The 20,797-nt window shown below is 44.8% G+C and carries 17 protein-coding genes and 2 tRNA genes; 14 read left to right on the top strand and 5 right to left on the bottom strand.

Annotated features, from left to right (window positions below; translation table 11 throughout):
* Positions 1–174 precede the first annotated feature (174 nt).
* Together ruvB and ANME2D_RS02830 are read left to right on the top strand one after the other, a co-directional pair.
* Positions 175–1,173 (top strand): Holliday junction branch migration DNA helicase RuvB, encoded by a 999-nt coding sequence (ruvB, locus tag ANME2D_RS02840; RefSeq protein WP_048089025.1) that lies wholly within the window; start codon positions 175–177, stop codon positions 1,171–1,173.
* A 222-nt stretch (positions 1,174–1,395) separates the two neighbouring features.
* Positions 1,396–1,480: transfer RNA gene (locus ANME2D_RS02830), tRNA-Ser, on the top strand.
* 377 nt (positions 1,481–1,857) lie between these two features.
* Here the strand turns inward: ANME2D_RS02830 and ANME2D_RS02825 are convergent.
* The 3 genes from ANME2D_RS02825 to ANME2D_RS02815 all read right to left on the bottom strand — a co-directional run bounded on the left by ANME2D_RS02825 (position 1,858) and on the right by ANME2D_RS02815 (position 5,231).
* The gene (locus ANME2D_RS02825) at positions 1,858–2,106 is read right to left on the bottom strand and encodes a thioredoxin family protein (RefSeq protein ID WP_048089023.1); all 249 of its coding nucleotides are present in this window, start codon (positions 2,104–2,106) and stop codon (positions 1,858–1,860) included.
* Positions 2,107–2,169: 63 nt separating this feature from the next.
* A complete protein-coding gene (gene thiC / locus ANME2D_RS02820) occupies positions 2,170–3,435 on the bottom strand; it encodes a phosphomethylpyrimidine synthase ThiC (RefSeq protein WP_048089022.1) in 1,266 nt (421 codons plus the stop codon).
* On the bottom strand, positions 3,432–5,231 hold the full coding sequence (locus tag ANME2D_RS02815) for an ATP-binding protein (RefSeq protein WP_048089021.1): 1,800 nt from the start codon (positions 5,229–5,231) through the stop codon (positions 3,432–3,434). Before ANME2D_RS02815 ends, thiC begins: the two co-directional genes overlap by 4 nt.
* A gap of 95 nt (positions 5,232–5,326) precedes the next feature.
* On the opposite strand from ANME2D_RS02815, the gene ANME2D_RS02810 reads away from it, so the two are divergent.
* From ANME2D_RS02810 to ANME2D_RS02775, 8 genes are all read left to right on the top strand, one after another.
* A complete protein-coding gene (locus tag ANME2D_RS02810; protein WP_048089020.1) occupies positions 5,327–6,028 on the top strand; it encodes a PspA/IM30 family protein in 702 nt (233 codons plus the stop codon).
* Positions 6,025–6,303 (top strand): PspA-associated protein PspAA, encoded by a 279-nt coding sequence (pspAA, locus tag ANME2D_RS02805; RefSeq protein WP_048089019.1) that lies wholly within the window; start codon positions 6,025–6,027, stop codon positions 6,301–6,303. Before ANME2D_RS02810 ends, pspAA begins: the two co-directional genes overlap by 4 nt.
* 67 nt (positions 6,304–6,370) lie before the next feature.
* Positions 6,371–6,478: transfer RNA gene (locus ANME2D_RS02800), tRNA-Glu, on the top strand.
* Positions 6,479–6,762: 284 nt separating this feature from the next.
* Entirely contained in the window at positions 6,763–8,493 is a 1,731-nt protein-coding gene (locus ANME2D_RS02795; protein WP_048089018.1) for a class I SAM-dependent DNA methyltransferase, read from the top strand.
* 64 nt (positions 8,494–8,557) lie between these two features.
* Positions 8,558–9,133, top strand: coding sequence for an RNA-binding domain-containing protein (locus ANME2D_RS02790; protein WP_157833921.1), 576 nt, complete (start codon positions 8,558–8,560; stop codon positions 9,131–9,133).
* A 93-nt stretch (positions 9,134–9,226) separates the two neighbouring features.
* Positions 9,227–10,621, top strand: a complete 1,395-nt coding sequence (locus ANME2D_RS02785) for a restriction endonuclease subunit S (RefSeq protein WP_048089016.1) — start codon at positions 9,227–9,229, stop codon at positions 10,619–10,621.
* 2 nt (positions 10,622–10,623) lie between these two features.
* Positions 10,624–11,652 (top strand): SIR2 family protein, encoded by a 1,029-nt coding sequence (locus ANME2D_RS02780; RefSeq protein ID WP_048089015.1) that lies wholly within the window; start codon positions 10,624–10,626, stop codon positions 11,650–11,652.
* A 4-nt stretch (positions 11,653–11,656) separates the two neighbouring features.
* A complete protein-coding gene (locus ANME2D_RS02775; RefSeq protein ID WP_048089014.1) occupies positions 11,657–14,821 on the top strand; it encodes a type I restriction endonuclease subunit R in 3,165 nt (1,054 codons plus the stop codon).
* Between the two features lie 71 nt (positions 14,822–14,892).
* Here ANME2D_RS02775 and clpB read toward each other — a convergent pair whose 3' ends face one another.
* Positions 14,893–17,484, bottom strand: coding sequence for an ATP-dependent chaperone ClpB (gene clpB / locus ANME2D_RS02770; RefSeq protein ID WP_048089013.1), 2,592 nt, complete (start codon positions 17,482–17,484; stop codon positions 14,893–14,895).
* A 221-nt stretch (positions 17,485–17,705) separates the two neighbouring features.
* Here clpB and ANME2D_RS02765 point away from each other — a divergent pair, with 221 nt between their 5' ends.
* Positions 17,706–18,374, top strand: a complete 669-nt coding sequence (locus tag ANME2D_RS02765; protein WP_052368526.1) for a CAP domain-containing protein — start codon at positions 17,706–17,708, stop codon at positions 18,372–18,374.
* A gap of 9 nt (positions 18,375–18,383) precedes the next feature.
* On the opposite strand, the gene ANME2D_RS02760 is transcribed toward ANME2D_RS02765, so the two are convergent.
* Positions 18,384–19,127, bottom strand: a complete 744-nt coding sequence (locus ANME2D_RS02760) for a tRNA (adenine-N1)-methyltransferase (RefSeq protein WP_048089012.1) — start codon at positions 19,125–19,127, stop codon at positions 18,384–18,386.
* A 49-nt stretch (positions 19,128–19,176) separates the two neighbouring features.
* Between ANME2D_RS02760 and ANME2D_RS02755 the strand changes: the two genes are divergently transcribed.
* The 3 genes from ANME2D_RS02755 to ANME2D_RS17805 all read left to right on the top strand — a co-directional run bounded on the left by ANME2D_RS02755 (position 19,177) and on the right by ANME2D_RS17805 (position 20,796).
* Positions 19,177–19,536 (top strand): hypothetical protein, encoded by a 360-nt coding sequence (locus ANME2D_RS02755; protein WP_048089011.1) that lies wholly within the window; start codon positions 19,177–19,179, stop codon positions 19,534–19,536.
* Positions 19,520–20,281 (top strand): CRISPR-associated endoribonuclease Cas6, encoded by a 762-nt coding sequence (cas6, locus tag ANME2D_RS02750; RefSeq protein ID WP_241763294.1) that lies wholly within the window; start codon positions 19,520–19,522, stop codon positions 20,279–20,281. Before ANME2D_RS02755 ends, cas6 begins: the two co-directional genes overlap by 17 nt.
* Positions 20,282–20,646: 365 nt before the next feature.
* Positions 20,647–20,796, top strand: coding sequence for a hypothetical protein (locus ANME2D_RS17805; protein WP_157833920.1), 150 nt, complete (start codon positions 20,647–20,649; stop codon positions 20,794–20,796).
* Position 20,797: the final 1 nt, after the last annotated feature.

Below are 20,797 nucleotides of genomic sequence, written 5' to 3'. Positions count from 1 at the left end.
AGTCCATTTTCTAAATACTGATTCGGGAGGGAGTTGTATTAAAATGTGCGGAAAATGGGTTATAACTCAGGTTATGATACCTGGACTCTGTGCTTGATGAAGTATATAAATGATTAAGGCTTAATCGGTAGTTAGAAGCACTATAGATATTAAAATAACATTAAAGAGTTAAATATGGAAGAAAGGATTATCGAGCCAACTGCACTGAGTGATGAGAAAGAAGATGTTTCAATCCGACCGACAAGACTTGATGAATTTATAGGACAGGAAGCACTTAAGGAATCCCTGATAATATTTATCGAGGCTTCAAGAAAAAGGGATGAGCCCCTTGATCATATCCTCTTCTCAGGACCTCCAGGTCTTGGGAAAACCACACTTGCGCATATTATCGCACATGAGATGGGCACTGATATCAAATCAACCTCAGGACCTATAATTGAACGTCCGGGCGATCTGGCTGCAATGCTTACCGCGCTTAAGAGAGGGGATGTACTCTTTATAGATGAGATTCACCGCTTAAGTCACGTTATTGAGGAGATACTGTACCCGGCAATGGAGGATTTTGAGATCGATGTCATGCTTGGGGAAGGACCAAGCGCCAGATCGCTCAAGCTAGATCTTGAGCCTTTCACCCTCATCGGCGCAACGACGAAAGTGGGCCTGCTGGGTTCACCTTTCCGGGACAGGTTCGGTTTTATATCACGGCTTAACCTGTACACAGTAGAGGAGCTTGTGCAGGTTGTAGAGAGAAGTGCCTCTATCCTGGCTATTCCTGTAACCCGGGATGGAGCACTTGAGATCGCAAAACGAAGCCGCGGGACGCCCAGGATCGCTAATCGTCTACTCCGGCGCGCAAGGGATTTTGCAATTGTCAGGGCAGAGGGAGAGATAACGCAGGAGGCTGCTGATAATGCTCTGACCATGCTGGGTATTGACAGGCTTGGCCTGGATGATTTTGATCGGCGTGTTCTTTCTGTGATTGTAAATGATTTTGGAGGCGGGCCTGTAGGTATCAAGACCATTGCGATCTCGGTGGGCGAAGAGATCAGGACTATTGAAGAGGTCTGTGAACCATACCTTATCCAGATAGGATTTATCAAACGAACATCGCATGGAAGGGAAGCGACAGCAGCGGCAAAGAAACATATAGCAGGGCGTAACAAGCAGCTTTAGCCATCCAGTAACTCCAACTTTTTATTGGATGGTTCGTGTGGTCCATAACATCAGGTTCTGGATATTTTTAGCATCGATATCTTTTATATACTCGAAAAACACTTTAGCATCTAGAAGATTATGTCCTGTTGTTCTTTCAGATGAGTTCTTTTGAACCCTGATGTGCATCTCAAAATCTTCGATATGGTACTGGTTTTTGCTTGCTTTTTCCAGAAAGCAGATGCCGAGGTAGCCAAGCGGCCTACGGCGCCGGTCTTGAAAACCGGTGGCGCTTTGCGCCACGGGAGTTCAAATCTCCCCCTCGGCGTTACGATTTCTAATTTTAGAATAAATTCTCAGATACTCTGCATAGCAACCAATCTATACATGCGTAATTTTCTGGCTACAAATAAGTATAAATACTGTGAGTTACAGAAATAGACTTGTCGAAAAATAGTCACGTTTAACCAAAAATAGCAAGGTTGAAGGCTGGAAGTTTGGGGAATAAACAGAGTAAAAAGATGTGGGACGAATGAGTGAGAGTATATGTCCAATTTGGGGGTTGGGTATTGCCCAAAGACAAACGGGAGTGGGACCTTATGGAGGAGGACAAATGCTCCTCCTCTTCCAATATTAGCCGCCTGTAGTTTCTCCAGGATCTAATTTTCTGTTTAAACTATGCTCCTGCTCCCAATTTTGCTTCTCTTATTTTCTTAAATTTATCTCTCTTAAAAGCTCCTCTTTTGATGTCCTTCCCACGAATACGACCTCTCCATCGATAGCAACCACTGGAACAGACATTATATTTAACTCAGAGGCCCGGCGCTGCCCTTCAGGATAGGATATGTTGATCTCCTTAAACTTCATGCTTTTAGGGAGAATCTCCATTAAAATGGCTCTTAGCTGATGGCAGTCACGGCATGTGTCTGAATAATAAAGTTCTATAGTTGTCATTATTCTTCACCTGTAGTATCTATTAGCATTAATGAGTTACTTATGAGGCAAGAGTTGCAGAATTCATTTCCCCATCACTTCCCGCATCATCTTTATCGAGCACAGCTCCCCGCACATGCTGCATGTCTCAACATTCCTGCTCCTGGCATGAATCGCTCTTGCTCTCTCGCTATCAATCGCAAGCCCGAACTGCTTATTCCAGTCCAGGTTTTTGCGCGCCAGTGCCATCTCCCGGTCAGCGGCACGCGCCCTCTCTCGAACACCTTCCTTTGTCAGGTCAGCAGCATGGGCTGCTATCCGTGTAACTACTGCCCCCTCTCTGATATCCTCAATATCAGGAAGAGCAAGATGCTCAGAGGGTGTCGTCATGCACAGGAAGTCAGCGCCGTACATACCTGCCACTGCACCGCCAATCGCTGCTGTGATATGGTCATAGCCAGGTGCGATATCAGTAACAAGCGGTCCAAGGAGGTACACTGGCGCATCATCTGTGAGATGCTTCATTGCCGTTACAGACAATCCAATCTCATCTATTGGAACATGCCCCGGTCCCTCAACTAATGTCTGGACTCCTGCTGTCCTTGCTCTTTTCACAAGTTCACCAAGAATGATAAACTCCTCGAATTTTGCCCTGTCTGAAGCATCATTGATACACCCCGGGCGCATGCCGTCACCAAGGCTCAGGGTGAGTTCATACTCCCTTGCAATCTCAAGCAGGTAATCATACTCTGAATAAAAGGGATTCTCCTTATCATTGTGCCTCATCCATGATATTGTAAATGCACCTCCCCGGCTCACGACATCAAGTATCCTGTTGCTGTTCTTGAGGCGCTCAAAAGAACTCCGGGTCACACCTGCATGGATAGTGACAAAATCAATACCGTCCTCTGCATGTTTCCTTACAGCATTGAACATATCATCAGATGTCATGTTCTCTATACCGCGATTTGCTGCCTGATAGATGGGAACAGAGCCTACAGATACACTCACAGCATCTATAATCCGTCTGCGTATCAGGTCAAGGTCGCCCCCTGTGGAGAGATCCATGATGGTATCTGCACCGTATTTCTGTGCTGTTTTAGCCTTTTCAACCTCAGCACCTACATCAATGTAATCCCTCGAGGTACCTATGTTGGCGTTAATCTTGGTACGCATTAATTTGCCTATACCTGTGGGTTCAGAACTGCTGTTAGCGCTCCTTGGAATTACAATATATCCTCTTTCAAGGAGCTTTCTGACCCGCTCAACATCGACCCCCTCTTTTGCTGCTACGCACCTCATCTCCTCTGTAACTAATCCATCATGCGCCATTTCCATTAATGTAGTCATTTCTTCCTCGAACCGAACATCTTGGTATAAAGGCTCACCTCATGTTTTGCTTTCGGTTTCTTTTGCATCGGTTTCTCATTTTCAGTTTGATCATCTTGAAATTCTATTATATGTTCCCTGGCCTGTTCTATATGTTCCTTGGTCTGTTCTATATGTTTTCTGATTTGATCTGTATGTTCCCCCTCTTGTTCTGTGACCTGGACAGGCAGGATTTTTCTCAAAATAGAACGCGAGGATATGGATATTGCCGTTTGTTCCTTGCTCTGCCCTGATAGAAGCTTTTCTATCTTCTCTATGGCAGGTGTTTTAATATCAGTGATAGGCGCTTTGACAACCGGTACACTTGCCCCTCCATGCTTGCTCTTTCTTATCCTGACATCCACAAGCACGGGTCGTTCGATATAATTGCTCACAATCATCGCCACACCAGGAGATAGGCTCTTGATATCCTCCTCTACTCCAGAGCTGATACCCTCAAGTCCTTTGCTGATGGCCTTCAGGTCATTGGGATTTGTCACCTTCATTATTATCTGGGTATTGCACTGTGAGAGAATATTCTTATCCACACGGGCCGGGCGCTGTGAGACAACCATAAGTCCAAGACCGAATTTCCTGCCTTCTGAGGCGATCGTGCGCAGGATATCAGTACTCACTGTCCCTCCAAACCCCTTTTCAGGACAGAAGTTATGCGCCTCCTCAATCACCAGCATGCACGGGGGCACTGTATTGAGTTTTCGTGCCTCAAAAATGTCATTGCATAACTTTGCGACTATCATTGCCTGAAGATCAGGATTTACGCCCTTCATATCAATTATAGATGCCCTGCCCTCCTGGATAAGATCATTAACCGTCGTGGCATTATCAGATAATATCCCCGTATCACGTAATGCCTCAAGCCTGTTGATAACATTCCATTTTGCCTTGCTCTTATTCTGGCCGACCTCAGAGATAATATCATCAATAGTATAGGTCTGTTTCTCAGTCTTGAGCTTTGAGATAGCCTCGAACAGAATGCCTGTCTGGTTCTGTGAGTGCTCATCAGAAAAGAATTGCATAAAATCCTTTATTCCGAGATTTACTCCGTTTAACCGGAAAAGCTCATCTGCCCCCGGGTTGAGCACCATATTGGCAGGTGTATATACTGTTATCTGGGCAGCATAATCCTTTGGCGCTATTCCATATCGCTCAAAAGATGCAGGTTTTTCTTCGTTGGGAAATTTCAATGTCCCGTACTCGCCGTGCGGGTCGATGATCAGAAGCGGGACGCTCTTATCGAGGAGTTCTTCCAGGATCACCCCGCTTGTATAGGATTTCCCCGCACCTGTCTTGGCAAGTATGCTGCAGTGCTTCTGGACAAGATTATTCGCATCGAGATTGACCCTGATGTTCTGTCCTTCAAGCAGGCCGATATAAATATCCCCGCGCATCAGGCCAAGGGTCTGTTTTGTTAGCAACTCATCTGCTTTAAAGACCTTATCTCCGGGACTGAAAGGGGATTTAGGCACGCGCAGGATTCCTTCCTTATCCCTTGAGCCTATCACAGTAGCCTGTGCAATAATCTGCTCGTTCATGTCTCCGACTTTGGATGAGCCTTCAGCAACATCGACAGCTTTTTCTATAGAGAAATCTTCACTTGAGCGGGTAATAGAGGATACCTGGGCAAGGGTCCAGCCGTCTGATTCGTGCCAGATCTTAAGATAATCTGATTTTTTGATAGCTGTACTATCAGAGACAGCAAACATGAAACTTAAAGATTCGGTTTTTCCGAATATAACGCCAACTGAGTCCTTCACCATTGTATCTATTAGAATTATTCCATTGATTATTATACTTTCTCCCTGGAGAAGGTATTTAGCAATTAAAGATAATTAGAATTAAGGAGGTAAAATTCATGGGGCTAATTGATAGAATGAGCACGGTAGTAAAAGCCAAGGTAAACAAGATTCTAAATAGATTTGAAGATCCAAGGGAGACTCTTGATTATTCTTATGAAAAGCAGATTGAACTGCTGCAGAATGTAAAGCGCGGCGTGGCTGATGTTACGACGGCCAAGAAGCGTCTTGAGCTGCAGAAGGTAAAGCTTGAACAGAATGTAGAGAGGCTGGATGGGCAGGCGCGAGAGGCTGTTAAAGCTGGAAGGGAAGATCTGGCCAGGATTGCGCTTGAGCGGAGAAGCACAACACAGGCAGAGATCGAGAGCTTAAACCAGCAGGTAGCTGATGTTGCTAAACAGCAGGAAAAACTGGTGGCAACAGAGAGGCGCCTCTCCACCAAGGTAGAATCATTCCGTTCCACTAAGGAGACGATCAAAGCCCAGTACAGTGCGGCTGAGGCCCAGGTAAAGATCACAGAATCGGTAAGCGGCATCAGTGAGGAGATGAGCGATGTAGGGCTGGCTGTTCAGCGAGCACATGATAAGACAGAGGATATGAAAGCACGCGCTTCGGCTCTGGATGAGCTTGTTGAGGCAGGCACGCTTGAGGATGTGACAGGGGGAACAAAGGATGATATCGAGCGGGAACTTGCAAAGATAAAATCAAAGAGCGAGGTAGATGCGCAGCTTGAGGCGATGAAGAAGGAGATGGGAAAATGATCGTCAGGCTTATGGGAGAAGGACAGTACGAGCTTGATAGCAAGTATCTGGATGAGATGAATAGAATCGATAATAATATCGTGGAAATCGTAACAAAAGGGGATGAGAAAACCTTCAAAACCGAGTTCATGAAGCTTACAGAGTGTGTGCGCAGGAACGGGAAAAAGGTGGCAGATGAGATTATTGAGCCAAGCGATATAATCATACCGCCTGATGACCTGACGCTTGAGGAGGCGCGTGAGATCTTCACCGGGCACGGGCTGATTCCGGATTAGAAATGATGGGAAAAAGTTATTTATTCCCAAACCATTAAATACAGCACTGTATTATTAAGCCTACTGCGCTCCGATAGTGTAGCAGGCCAATCATTCTGGCCTTTCAAGTTTTAAGCGTGCGAAGGCGCTAAAATAAAGATAGCCAGGGACTCGGGTTCAAATCCCGATCGGAGCATTTTAAATTTTTTATACTTCTCTCTCATCGCGTCGTTTTTACTGTTTGCAGCCAGGGGTACGATTGACACAGCTATGGGGTTACTTCTAACCATTATCCTGACTTTTTCCAAGATCAAATGTCTGAAGAACTTCGTTGGTGAAAAGTAAAATATCATCAGATACATTGATATAAAAATATTAATCTAGTAGTAGCAATTTGTTTAGGACATAGTATGAAAATAAAGTGCTATACATGACATAGTATGAGGGTATTGGAGAAAATTTGAATAATGGAAGGTATTAATGAAAGATATTGAACAGCAATTTTTAAATGAACTCGACGCCCAGCTCTGGAAAGCCGCCGATAAACTGCGCTCTCACCTGGATGCTGCCAACTACAAACACGTGGTGTTAGGGCTTATTTTCCTTAAATACGTGTCTGATGCCTTCGAAGAGCGCCAGCAAGAACTCATCGAGCTGTTTCAAAAAGACGATGACGATAACATCTATCATATGCCCCGCGACGATTACGACAGCGACGAAGACTACAAGCAAGCCATAGAAGCCGAGCTGGAAATTAACGACTACTACACAGAAAAGAATGTCTTTTGGGTGCCAAAAATCGCCCGCTGGAACACCCTTAAAGAAAAAATCATCCTTCCAACCAATAGCGTGATTGGGGAAAATGAGCAAGGCGAAGATGTAAAAATGCGCTCTGCATCATGGTTAATTGATAATGCTTTCGATGAAATCGAAAAAGCCAACCCAAAACTCAAAGGCATTTTAAACCGCATCAGCCAATACCAGTTGGATACCGACAAACTCATCGGTCTGGTCAATGAATTTAGCACCACCAAATTTCATGATCCAGAGTATAAAGGCGAAAAACTCAACCTAAAATCCAAAGACATTCTCGGCCATGTGTATGAATACTTTTTAGGTGAATTTGCTCTCGCCGAAGGTAAGCAGGGCGGACAGTATTACACGCCCAAATCCATTGTTACCTTGATAGTGGAAATGCTGGAGCCATACAAAGGCCGCGTGTACGATCCTGCCATGGGTAGCGGTGGTTTTTTTGTTTCCAGTGACAAATTCATTGAAGAACACGCCAAGATTAAACACTACGATGCAGCCGAGCAGAAAAAACAAATCTCTGTGTACGGGCAAGAATCAAACCCAACCACATGGAAGCTTGCTGCCATGAACATGGCCATCCGCGGTATTGATTTTAATTTTGGCAAAAAGAATGCTGATAGTTTCTTAGACGATCAGCATCCCGACCTGCGCGCCGATTTTGTGATGGCAAACCCGCCTTTTAATATGAAAGATTGGTGGCATGAAAAGCTGGCTGACGATGTGCGCTGGACGATTAACACCAACGGCGAAAAACGCATACTTACCCCACCGGCGGGTAACGCCAACTTTGCGTGGATGTTGCACATGCTGTACCATCTTGCACCCACCGGCAGCATGGCGCTGTTATTGGCCAACGGCTCCATGAGCAGTAACACCAATAACGAAGGTGAGATTCGCAGAACACTGGTCGAGCAAGATCTGGTAGAATGTATGGTGGCGCTACCGGGGCAACTGTTCACCAATACCCAGATACCCGCATGTATCTGGTTTTTAACCAAAGATAAGAGTGCGCGAAATGGCAAAAGAGATAGACGTGGTGAAGTGCTGTTTATCGACGCGCGCAATTTAGGTTATATGAAAGACCGTGTACTGAGGGATTTCAAAGAAGAAGATACCAGGCAAATTACCAATACTTTCCATAAATGGCAACGAGAGTGGTCAGAGGAGAATAACCAGGCTGGCTTCTGTTTTTCAGCTAATTTCGCCACAATACAAAAACACGACTTTGTGCTAACCCCAGGCCGCTATGTGGGCGCAGAAGCGGAGGAAGACGACGGCGTGCCTTTCGCGGAAAAAATGGCCGCACTCACCAGCCAGTTGAAAGCGCAGTTTGAAGAGAGTGATAAGCTGGAAGCGCAGATCAAGCAGAATTTGGCGGGATTGGGATTTAATGTTTGATTCAAATAGGGTCGTTTAAGAAGGAGTAATTCGGATTATGGATCGTAAGGAACTGTTTGACAGGTTGGAAGAACTTGAGTGGGAAGATTTTGAGGTGAAAGAGGCGAAGACTTCCATTCCCAAAAGCAGTTTTGAAACTGTTAGTGCATTTTCGAATACGAATGGTGGCTGGCTTGTTTTTGGAGTGAGTCAGGTTGACAAGACCTTCAAGATCAGTGGTGTTGATAATGCCGAGAAGATCGAGCAGGATTTCACAATGCCAAGAAACCCTATTGTTACAAAAATATTCAGGGTCATTAAACTGGCTGAGAACGCAGGTTCAGGTTTTGACAAAATGTTCAATGGCTGGAAGGCTTATTATAAAGACGAACCAGTGGTTTCAGGTGGCATTGATTTCTATAAGATTACATTCCCGTTAGTTAAGATCACTAAAGCTTCGGAGAAAACTTCGGAGAAAACTTCGGAGAAAATAATTCTGCTTATAAGAGAAAATCCAGCTATCAGCGCAAAAGAGATTGCAGAAAAGATCGGCGTATCATCACGGGCAATTGAGATGCAAATTGCGAATTTAAAGCAGAACAAAATCATTAAACGAATCGGGCCTGACAAAGGTGGAATGTGGGAAGTGATGGAAAAATGAAGGAGCAGATAGATTATTTTGCTGATCATGTATTTAAGTATGGGATGAACAGGCTGGAAGCGCAGATTAAGCGGAATTTGGCGGGGTTGGGTTATGGAATCTGAAACCAACTCACTAGAGGATATGTGTGAACTGATTGTAGATTGTCCCCACTTTACGCCAAAGTGGACAGACAAAGGCTTAATTGTGCTTCGCAATCAGAATATTAAAGATGGAATTTTGGATCTTAGCAATCCAAGCTATACCAGTGAAGAGGATTTCCAAAAACGAATAAAGCGAGCTGCACCACAATTCGGAGATATTGTAATTACTCGCGAAGCACCTATGGGAGAGGTTTGTCTTATTCCAAAAGGTCTTAAATGTTGTTTAGGACAAAGACAAGTTTTGCTACGACCGAAGAAGGGAGTGAATGGCAAATATTTATTTTGGGCGCTTCAGTCACCTTTTGTTCGACAACAAATCTTGTGGAATGAAGGTACAGGATCAACAGTCAGTAATATAAGAATCCCAGTACTTAAAAATCTGAAAATCCCTCGCCATAAAGGTAATGAAGATCAAATTGCAGATATATTATCTTCAATTGCCGACAAAATCGAACTCAACCGCCAGATCAACCAAACCCTCGAAGCCATGGCGCAGGCTTTATTCAAAAGCTGGTTTGTGGATTTTGAGCCTGTCAAAGCAAAAATTACCACCATTGAAGCAGGAGAGGATGCCGAAGGCGTAACCCGCGCCGCCATGCGCGCCATCTCAGGCAAGACTGATGAAGAATTATACCAACTCCAGGCCGAAAAGCCAGAACATTACACTCAACTCAAAACCACCGCCGAACTGTTCCCTGCCGCCATGCAGGATTCGGAATTGGGGGAAGTGCCGGAGGGGTGGAGGGTTGGGACCGTCGCAGATTTGTGTGTTTCTATAACCAATGGTGGAACGCCAAAGCGCATGGAAAATCGATATTGGAAAGATGGAACTATTCCATGGTATAAGACCGGTGAACTTTTTGATGAGCCATTGCTTGATTCCGAAGAGCACATAACCGAAGAGGGGCTCAAAGAATCGTCTTGCCATTTATGGGAACCTGATACTATATTGATAGCGTTGTATGCTTCACCAACAGTTGGTCGATTAGGGTTATTGAAGACTCGCGGTACTGCAAATCAAGCTTGCAGTGGATTGGTGGCAAAATCTGAGGTAGGATATCCGTTTCTGTTTTTCATACTTCTCTCTAAGCGCGACGATTTTAATATGGTTGCAGTAGGTTCTGCTCAACAGAATATTAGTCAACAGATTGTAAAGGATAAAAAAATTGTTATTCCACCTTCGGGTATTGCTTCGGATTTTAAGAAGACATTGGAACCTTTCTTTGATCATATTACGTCAAATATTGCGGAATTCCGCAACCTTGTCGCTATCCGCGACACCCTCCTCCCCAAACTCCTCTCAGGTAAGCTCGAAATAAACACTGTTAATAAAGCGGAGAGTTAAAAATGGATTTTCTAAAAGGAAAATTTAATGAAGAACTTCTCGCTGAGATTGAAGATAATGGTAATGTGAAGATAGCAGGCTCTTCATTTACACCAGATTCTATATTGAAGGAAATGGATTCTGACGGTTATAATGAAGCATTTTCTGACTGGCTAGATCAGAGAAAAAAAAGGCTTCTAATAAAAGCAGACGAAATTCTTAGATTATATGATAATCAGGGCCGTTTTAATCGACTGAGAGATTCCTATAAAAGAGGGGCTGTCATTCCGTTTATTGGTGCTGGTATGTCAATACCAAGTGGTTATCCGGGTTGGACTAAGTTTCTTTGTCAACTTCGTAATGAAACACGAGTATCTGAAGATGATTTAAACAATTTACTTTCTCAGGGGAAATACGAAGAAGCAGTACAAGCGCTAGCTGACGATATGCCTGCAGGTAGTTTCGATGAGGCCATAGAGAATGCCTTTGGGCACGATGAAGATTTGGCAGGCACGATACAAATGTTGCCATATATATTTAATACCAGCATTATTACTACTAACTTTGACGATGTTATAAAACGCTGCTATGAAGCTGCAAATTTATCCTTTTTGGAGATTTTATTGGGAGCAAATGCTCGCGAACTCCCAAGGTACTTGGGGGAAGGAAGTAAAGTGCTGATCAAATTACACGGCAAAGCCAATTCCAGGCATTCTCGGGTACTGACCTATACAGAATATCAGAGACACTATAGAGAGGGAAACTGTCTTCTAAATGTAATTGAAGCAATTAGTACTAAAACGCTACTTTTTATTGGTTGCAGTTTGGTCGTTGATCGCACAATTCAGGTACTGACCCAGCTAGTGGAGACAAAAGGGCACGATGTTGCGATTCGTCATTATGCTCTTCTCAGTATTGGCGAAGATGAAGATCGGTTAGCTCGGCGAGATCATCTAGCAATGGCCAATATTTTCCCAATTTGGTATCCTGCCGATGAGGATCATGACGAATGCATTGAAGCTTTGTTGTGGAAATTGATTGGGGGAGGGTAATAAAATGAACGAAGATCAACTCGAACAACTCTGTCTCAACTGGTTCCAGGATAACAGATGGGAAGTAGTTTATGGCCCTGATATTGCCCCGGATTCAAACAACTCTGAACGCAGCGATTACCAGGAGGTTGTGTTAAAACGGTATCTGCAAGAAGGGTTGAAACGTATTAATCCGCACCTGCCCGAAAGTGCTATTGAGCAAGCCATGGCTCTTGTTTTAAAGCCTGAAGGTCTGGATTTAAAAACCAATAACCGCGCCTTTCATCGCTTGTTATTGGATGGTGTGCCGGTTGAATATCGAAAAGATGACAGGACAATACACGACCGCGCCTTTTTAATAGACTTTGAAAATCTCACCAACAATCGTTTTTTAGTGGTCAACCAGTTCACCGTACAGGGAACAAAACAGCCGCGCCGAGCGGATGTGGTCTGTTTTATTAATGGCCTGCCCATCGCGGTATTGGAGCTTAAAAGCCCGAACGATGAGAATGCCGATATCTGGGATGCCTTTAATCAGCTCCAAACCTACAAAGATGAAATCAGCGACCTGTTTGTGTTTAACGAAGCATTGGTGGTGAGTGATGGTTATACTGCCCGTATTGGCTCATTAACTGCGAACCAGGAACGATTTGCACCCTGGCGCACCATCAAGCATGAAGATGATAAACCGCTGCTGGAATGGCAACTGGAAACCCTGGTGCGGGGATTTTTCAACCGCGAATTGCTGCTGGATTACATCCGCTTTTTTGTGCTGTTTGAAACCGATGGTGAATTAATCACTAAGAAAATAGCCGGTTATCACCAGTTCCATGCAGTGCGCGAAGCGGTAAACGCAACCCTGATAGCCTCAAAGATACCGGATGAATACAAGTCATTCGAAGCCCGTGCAACCTATGGCAAAGAAGTAGTTCCCGGCAGCAAAAAAGCCGGAGTATTCTGGCATACCCAGGGTTCAGGCAAGAGTATCTCCATGTGTTGTTATGCCGGTAAGTTGTTACAGCAACCGGCAATGAATAATCCAACTCTGGTAGTAGTGACCGATCGCAACGACCTGGACGGTCAACTGTTCCAGACATTCTCCAATGCCCAGGAGTTGTTCAAGCAAACACCGGTTCAGGCTAACAGCCGTGATGAGTTGCGCCAGATGCTCTCTGAGCGGGAATCGGGCGGCATCATTTTTACAACAGTACAAAAGTTTTCACCCTTCGGGGATGAAGATGGGCACCCAATCCTAAACGAGCGCCATAATATTGTAGTAATCTCCGATGAGGCACACAGAAGCCAGTATGGTCAAAAAGGCCGCTACATAGATGTGAAAGATGAAAACGGCAATGTGATTGATAAAAAACTGGTATTCGGATATTCCAAATACATGCGTGATGCCCTGCCCCATGCTTCATTTATTGGATTCACGGGTACACCTATTGCCCTTGAAGACAAAGACACCCGCGCAGTCTTTGGTGATTATGTTTCCATTTACGACATTCAGGACGCTGTGGACGATGGCGCGACTGTGCCCATTTATTACGAATCGCGTCTGTCAAAACTCGACCTGAATCATGCCGAAATTGAAGCACTATCTAATCAAGTTGAAGATGTGGTGGAAGATGAAGAAGATATATCCAACCGTGAAAGAACCAAAGGTGAATGGAGCCGCTTAGAAAAGCTGGTAGGGGCCAAACCGCGCATCCGGCAGGTGACTGCTGATCTGGTGGAACACTTTGAAGAGCGCACCAGATCGATTGAAGGCAAAGGCATGATTGTGGCTATGAGCCGCGAGATTTGTGTGCACTTATACAATGCAATTGTGGAGTTGCGCCCGGATTGGCATGATCCCGATCCTGACAAAGGTGCGATTAAAATTGTGATGACCGGCTCGGCATCTGATCGTGAGTTGTTACAGCCACACGTCTATAACAAGCAAACTAAGAAACAAATAGAAAAACGCTTTAAAGATATCAGTGACCCGCTCAAATTGGTGATTGTGCGTGATATGTGGCTCACTGGCTTCGATGTGCCATGTTGTCATACCATGTATATCGACAAACCCATGAAAGGCCACAACCTGATGCAGGCCATAGCACGGGTAAACCGGGTATTTAAGGATAAACCTGGTGGCTTAGTAGTAGATTACATCGGCATTGCCAGCGAATTAAAACAAGCACTGAAAAACTACACCGATGCCAAAGGTAAAGGTGAACCCACCCTGCGCGCCGAAGAGGCGTTTTCGGTGTTACTGGAAAAAATAGATCTTGTACGCGGGCTATTCCATGGTTTTGATTACAGCAACTTTGAGAACAACGCCTACAAACTGCTGGTACCGGCAGCAAACCATATCCTGGGGCTTGATGATGGTAAAAAACGCTTTCTAGATGCCATACTGGCGATCAACAAAGCCAATTCATTATGCAGCACCCTGGATGAAGCCAAAGAGCTACATGCTGAAATAGCATTTTTTTCGGCCATTAAAGCAGCCATTAGTAAATTCACATCTGTCGATAAAAAGCGCACCCAGGAAGAGAAAAATTCGATTCTCAAGCAGATTCTTGATAATGCCGTGATTGCAGAAGGTGTTACCGATGTGTTCGAGCTTGCCGGGTTAGATAAACCTGATATTGGCCTTCTGTCGGAGGAGTTTTTGGAAGATGTTCGGCAGATGCCTTACCGTAACCTGGCAGTAGAGCTATTGGAAAAACTACTAAAAGATGCAATAAAATCGAAATCCCGCAATAACGTTGTGCAGGAGATGAAATACAGCGACCGCTTAAAGGAAACACTACGCAAGTACAACAACCGTGCCATTGAAACCGCCCAGGTGATTGAAGAACTGATTCAAATGGCTAAGGAGTTTCAAGGGGTACTGAAACGCGATGCTGAGCTTGGTCTGAATCCGGATGAGGTGGCTTTTTATGACGCCCTGGCAAATAACGAAAGCGCCGTGCGGGAATTAGGTGATGAAACTCTCAAAAAGATCGCTGTAGAAATTACAGAGAAACTGCGTAGATCCACTACAGTGGATTGGCAAGTGCGCGATAGTGTAAGAGCTAAATTACGCATTCTTGTCCGCCGTACATTGCAGCGTTACAAGTACCCGCCGGATAAGGCAGAGGATGCCGTTGAATTAGTACTGAAACAAGCTGAAGTGCTTTCAAATGCGTGGACACATTAGTGGATATTGAGAATTGTAGTAATTGATTTTTTAGTGTATTCAATTGGGTGTGAACGTTATAGTTATATTATCTAACTTCCAGCTCTCCTGAACACAATCTCATTATTCTCTACATCCACCTCTATTGAGTCCCCTTCACCGAACTCTTTGTTGAGTATCTTCATTGACAGGGGATCAAGGATCTTATGCTGTATTGTCCGCTTCAGGGGCCGTGCGCCGTATGAAGGGTCATAGCCCGTTCTTGCTATGAAATCCTTTGCTTTCTCCGTGAGGCTGATGCTTATCTTTCTCTCATCAAGGCGCTTGCTCAATATTCCTGACTGGATATCCACTATCTTCATGATCTCTGGTAGTTTTAGGGAATGGAATATGATGATCTCATCAAGCCTGTTTAAGAACTCAGGCTTGAACTGGCTGTGCACGACTTCCATCACCCTCTCCCTCATCTCATTCTCCCTGTCCAGGAGCTCGAATATCCACTGGCTTCCGATGTTGGATGTCATTATAATTACAGTATTCTTGAAATCCACAGTTCTGCCGTGTCCGTCTGTGAGCCTGCCGTCATCCAGTATCTGAAGAAGCAGGTTGAAGACATCGGGGTGTGCCTTCTCTATCTCATCAAACAGTATGACCGAATAGGGACGCCGTCTCACTGCTTCTGTAAGCTGGCCTCCTTCCTCATATCCCACGTAACCCGGAGGTGCGCCGATGAGCCTTGCAACTGTGTGTTTTTCCATATACTCGCTCATATCAAGCCTTATCATGGCAGCCTCGTCATCGAACATGAACTCGGCAAGCGCCCGCCCAAGCTCGGTCTTACCCACGCCTGTCGGGCCAAGGAACATGAACGAGCCTGTGGGACGCCTGGGGTCTGATAGCCCGGCGCGGCCCCTTCTTATCGCATTTGAGACAGCAATCACGGCTTCATCCTGCCCCACAACACGCAGGCGCAGGCGGTCTTCCATATGCACGAGCTTCTGCATCTCGCTCTCAAGCATTTTACTCACAGGGATATGCGTCCAATTTGATACTACCTCTGCTATATCCTCATCATCAACCTCTTCCTTGAGCATCTTCTGATCTTCCTGAAGCTCTGCCAGTTTCCTGTTCTCGGCTTCAAGCTGTTTTTGCAGGTTGATCAATACGCCGTACCTGAGCTCAGATGCCCGCTCAAGATTGCCCTCAAGTTCTGCTTTCTCAGATGCCATCCTTGTTTTCTCGATATCCTCTTTTATCTTCCGTATATTCTTGATCGAATCTTTCTCAAGCTGCCAGTGGGCTTTCATTGAGCTGCTTCTCTCCCTCAGATCTGAGAGTTCTTTTTCTATCTTAAGAAGGCGCTCCTTTGAGTATGGATCTTTTTCTTTTTTAACGGCCTGCCGCTCGATCTCAAGCTGCCTTATCTTCCTCTCTATATCATCAAGCTCTGATGGCATGCTGTCGATCTCGATCCTGAGTTTTGATGCCGCTTCGTCTATCAGGTCGATCGCTTTATCTGGCAGGAACCTGTCTGTTATGTAGCGGTGGGAGAGCATCGCTGCTGCGATGAGCGCTGAATCTTTAATCCGCACGCCGTGATGGATCTCGTATCTTTCTTTTAAGCCCCTGAGTATTGATATGGTCTCTTCAACGGTTGGCTCTCCTATAAGCACAGGCTGGAACCTCCTCTCAAGTGCCGGGTCTTTTTCTATGTGTTTCCTGTACTCGTTCAGTGTTGTAGCCCCGATGCACCTGAGTTCTCCCCTGGCAAGGGCGGGTTTGAGCAGGTTCGATGCATCCATAGCGCCCTCAGCAGCGCCGGCGCCCACTACGGTATGAAGCTCATCGATGAACAGGATTATCTTCCCTTCTGAGTCCCCTATCTCTTTTATCACAGCCTTTAATCGTTCCTCGAACTCACCCCTGAATTTGGTCCCTGCCACGAGCGCCCCCATATCAAGCGCAACCACTTTCTTATCCTTTATGGTCTCGGGCACATCCCCGGCAAATATCCGAAGCGCCAGTCCCTCTGCTATTGCGGTCTTACCAACACCCGGCTCGCCTATCAGGACAGGGTTGTTCTTTGTCCTTCTTGAGAGCACCTGGAGAACCCTGCGTATCTCGTTATCCCTTCCTATAACAGGGTCAAGCTTTCCGCGCTCTGCAAGTTCTGTAAGGTCGCGGCTGTATTTTTTCAGTGCCTGGTACTTGTCCTCTGGTGTCTGGTCAGTCACCCTTGAAGAGCCGCGGATCTCCCGCAGTGCTTTCATGATATCGTCCTTTGATGCACCATTCTCCCTCATGATCCTGGCAGAAATGCCATTTTTCTCATCTGATATGGCAAGCAGGAGATGTTCTGTGCTCAGGTATTCATCCCTGAGGTTCGCCATCTCCTTGAAAGCAGCCTCAACCACGCTGTTCAGCCTCGGTGTGATGTAAGTCTGCCCCGCCCCTGCGCCTTCCACGCGCGGGAGCCTGTCGATCTCTTCTTCAAGCCTTGATACTATCCCTGCAACGTTTGCGCCGAGTTTATGCAGTATCTGAAGGGTCAAACCTTCCTTCTGGTTGATCAGCGCAAGAAGAAGGTGTTCTACCTCAAGCTGCTGCTGGTTTCTATCAAGGACAATACTCTGCGCATCTGCTAATGCTTCCTGGGCTTTGATGGTGAATCTATCGAATCGCATGGGGGGTCTCTCGTTAATTGGTGTTCTGAAGATTAAAAATTTCGGATACCTGCAGGAACATTATCAAGTAAGCAAGGCTATTTGCCAGAATAAAACAATATGTTATGTATCAATTAAGAGTCTATCCGAAAAGTTAATCAGAAATATACTATTGATTTATTTTTCGGATAGGATCTAATATCATAAGAGTGGTTAGACAGAAGAAAGGTGGGGGAAGAGAAATGGGGAGAAACTGGATCAGGTTCCTGATCGTTCTCATAATATTATTTTTAGCATGGTATAATTATCAGCCGATAGAGGTAGTATTTAATCCTGTTATCGATTACTATGACACAGATTATACCTCTTATAATTCTTACAGACTAAAGGAACCTGCAAATGAAATTGTAAAAGGAACAACAACTAATCAGTCTGAGATTAATATCAGCTTATTAGAGAACAGGATACACGAATTAATCAATGAAAAAAGACAACAGAATGGGTTATCCACTTTAGAGTATGATCCTGATATTGCAAATATAGCACGAAACAATAGTCAGGATATGGCAGATAATGACTATTTTGATCACATTAATCCTGATGGAGAAAATCCCACTGACAGAGGGATAAAATCAGGATATCGGTGCTTTAAATATTATGGTTCTTATTATACATACGGCCTTGCTGAAAATCTTTATAAAGGTTATTTATACAGTTCAATAATATATTATAAAGATTTTACGTCTTATAACTGGAATACCCCTGAAGAAATAGCACAGTCAGCTGTAAATGGCTGGATGGACAGTCCCGGGCACAGGAAAAATATTCTAAAGCCAACTTATGATAGAGAAGGCATAGGTGTGGCAATAGCCTCTGATATGAGAGTATTAGTAACACAGAACTTTTGCTGATTACATAAATCAATATCTGGCTATCGTGATAAAACCGGTATGTCCGACTCTTGCAGTTGCAGGACGTGTCCCCCGCTCAGTAAAAGAGATCTCGCGCTCCAGAGTCTCAATTGTCCTCACTTCAGTAAAATCGGTTTTTCCAAGGGCATCCCGTATCTCTTTTGTCTGCTCAAAAAAGGGCGAATATACAGCGAGAAAACCCCCTGAATAGATAACCCGCGGGATATGGGGTATTACCGCTGGTGCATCGCCTGTATCCAGGGTTATCACATCGAATCTCTCATCCAGTTTCTGGATCTCCGCAACTATATCCCCGTGGCGTAGTTCAACATTAGACAGACCCGCAAGATCCATATTCTGCTGTGCAATCCCGATAAATTCATCCCTTATCTCATACGAGATCACCTTTTTTGCGATCCCTCCGAGATAGATAGCCAGTATCCCTGAGCCTGTTCCTGCATCCAGTACATAATCAGAAGAACACAACCCTGTGTTTGATATAATTACCCCGATATCCTTTGGCATCATAGGGGCTCCGCTGCGTTTTGCATGAGCAAAAAGATCAGGGGCTCTGGGTTTCTGTATTACGAACTCAATACCGAGATGAGATGTTATCCTATCGCCAAACGATTTTGTCCTTAATTCTTCAAGTTTTATTACTCCAAGGTCGGTATGCAGCTCTCCTTCAGGCATGGCAAAATACTCTTTAACTTTTCCTTTATAATATGTCTTTAAGATTACCGGTGTATCCATTATTTCTCCGTCTTGCTAATATAGGAGCTGATAGATTAAGACTATAGACATGAATCACATAAATATCAATGGTAAAAAATATTCCTTGAATACCCTGAAACTTTTAACAGGCCAGAAGGAACTGGATATTGAAAAAATCCCTGATAATATCCTTGTTATAGCGCAGGCCATAGACGACCCTGATGAGTTGCCCTATCTCATAGAGACCATAAAATCGTTAGAGATCGATAATAAAGAGAAGTTCAGGTTTGCACTGTTCCGTGTTCAAATCGATGCTCAACTGCACATGGATGAGGACCTGATGAGGTACCAGAAGTGCCTTTTTGTATCACAGGTGATTGAAATGCTGCTCTATGAGGAGCTGTATTTTGAAACGGTTAAAAAGGAGGAGGATGAAGAGGAGGAATAAACTGAGGAGCAAAATAACCATAAGGAACCTATCAAACCTTCCCGTTAACTTTGATTACCAGTACGGCCTTGCCTCGATGCTCTATTTCAAACTTGCAGATGCAGATGTAAGGCTGGCAAATGAGATCCATGCCCATCAGGGATTCAAGTTCTACACATTCTCCAATCTTGTGCTGATGAATAGAAAAGCCTGCAAGTCGGGCCTTTGTTTTGAGAGGGCATATTTTATCCTGTCCTCGCCTGATGACAGGTTTATCAGGAGCTTTACAGAAGGTCTTCTCCAGCAGCCCGAGTTCTATCTGGATGGGCCCCGCGGCAGGATTGATCTTGTTATCGAGCGCATCGAGATCCTGAAAGAACCCTCTTTTGGTGATGAGTGCTTGTTCAGAACCCTCTCACCCATATATATCAAGACCATAAGAAAGGAGAATGAATGCCTGCGGGAGATAGATCTTTACCCCACAGAGCCGAAGTTCTATGAGAACCTGCATCGGAACCTGACCGAGCGCTTCAGTGAATTCTATGGCAAAGAACCTGTGGATCATTTCGATGTAGTTCAGACCGCGGATATCAATCCCAGGCGCATCAAGATCGCGGACAGCTACAGGCGGTGCAGCCTCATGAGCCTGAGAATCCAGGCAAGCCCTGAACTGCTAAAGTTCGCCTATGATGCAGGTCTGGGGGAGAAGAACGCGATGGGGTTCGGATGCGTGGACGTGGTGCAGGGGAGCAAACCCATACAATAATTAGACGGGATAACAGGTTAAGAAATCCTGATTGTAACCTCTGTGTTCTGGTATGAAAAAGTTCAACTATATCGCATCTTAGATTCCGATGTGGTTCAGCTAATATAAAACAACGAACTGGTACGAACTCGATACGAACTCGGACTTATGAGTTCGTTTAAGTTCGTTTTGAGTTCGTTGTTAATCGTCTTTTCCATTATACCCTATTTTGAGAGATGGTATAAAACTAATGATCCTTTGAAAAGTTAGAATTATTGGATGGGCTCCAAGGTAGCAACAGAGATAAATAGTTTAACTGATGTTAGAATCTACCATATTATGATCAGCATAATGATCTGATAGAACTGAAGGAGGATGAACGGTATATGATGGTGGCCTGCTCTAACTATGGTGTACAGAGGGATTGCACCAGAGCGATGCTGTATCTTGCTTCTCGTGATTTTTTGCCTGGCACGGGCAGGGCGCCGCCGTTCCTGGATGATATGGAGGAGACGATAAGGGAGGGGAGGAAGTGAA

The organism is Candidatus Methanoperedens nitratireducens (assembly GCF_000685155.1).
GTDB lineage: Archaea > Halobacteriota > Methanosarcinia > Methanosarcinales > Methanoperedenaceae > Methanoperedens > Methanoperedens nitratireducens.
Note: the sequence above shows the minus strand (reverse complement) of the source record. Positions and strands in the feature narration are given on the sequence as shown.

What these genes read in the sequence shown, in the direction of transcription:
- ANME2D_RS02760 (WP_048089012.1), bottom strand. Translation starts at nt 19,127, where the DNA reads ATGGATACACCGGTAATCTTAAAGACATATTATAAAGGAAAAGTTAAA.
- ANME2D_RS02825 (WP_048089023.1), bottom strand. Translation starts at nt 2,106, where the DNA reads ATGACAACTATAGAACTTTATTATTCAGACACATGCCGTGACTGCCAT.
- ANME2D_RS02785 (WP_048089016.1), top strand. Translation starts at nt 9,227, where the DNA reads ATGGAATCTGAAACCAACTCACTAGAGGATATGTGTGAACTGATTGTA.
- ANME2D_RS02775 (WP_048089014.1), top strand. Translation starts at nt 11,657, where the DNA reads ATGAACGAAGATCAACTCGAACAACTCTGTCTCAACTGGTTCCAGGAT.
- thiC (WP_048089022.1), bottom strand. Translation starts at nt 3,435, where the DNA reads ATGACTACATTAATGGAAATGGCGCATGATGGATTAGTTACAGAGGAG.
- ANME2D_RS02755 (WP_048089011.1), top strand. Translation starts at nt 19,177, where the DNA reads ATGAATCACATAAATATCAATGGTAAAAAATATTCCTTGAATACCCTG.
- pspAA (WP_048089019.1), top strand. Translation starts at nt 6,025, where the DNA reads ATGATCGTCAGGCTTATGGGAGAAGGACAGTACGAGCTTGATAGCAAG.
- ANME2D_RS02765 (WP_052368526.1), top strand. Translation starts at nt 17,706, where the DNA reads ATGGGGAGAAACTGGATCAGGTTCCTGATCGTTCTCATAATATTATTT.
- ANME2D_RS17805 (WP_157833920.1), top strand. Translation starts at nt 20,647, where the DNA reads ATGATGGTGGCCTGCTCTAACTATGGTGTACAGAGGGATTGCACCAGA.
- cas6 (WP_241763294.1), top strand. Translation starts at nt 19,520, where the DNA reads ATGAAGAGGAGGAATAAACTGAGGAGCAAAATAACCATAAGGAACCTA.
- clpB (WP_048089013.1), bottom strand. Translation starts at nt 17,484, where the DNA reads ATGCGATTCGATAGATTCACCATCAAAGCCCAGGAAGCATTAGCAGAT.
- ANME2D_RS02815 (WP_048089021.1), bottom strand. Translation starts at nt 5,231, where the DNA reads ATGGTGAAGGACTCAGTTGGCGTTATATTCGGAAAAACCGAATCTTTA.
- ANME2D_RS02780 (WP_048089015.1), top strand. Translation starts at nt 10,624, where the DNA reads ATGGATTTTCTAAAAGGAAAATTTAATGAAGAACTTCTCGCTGAGATT.
- ruvB (WP_048089025.1), top strand. Translation starts at nt 175, where the DNA reads ATGGAAGAAAGGATTATCGAGCCAACTGCACTGAGTGATGAGAAAGAA.
- ANME2D_RS02795 (WP_048089018.1), top strand. Translation starts at nt 6,763, where the DNA reads ATGAAAGATATTGAACAGCAATTTTTAAATGAACTCGACGCCCAGCTC.
- ANME2D_RS02810 (WP_048089020.1), top strand. Translation starts at nt 5,327, where the DNA reads ATGGGGCTAATTGATAGAATGAGCACGGTAGTAAAAGCCAAGGTAAAC.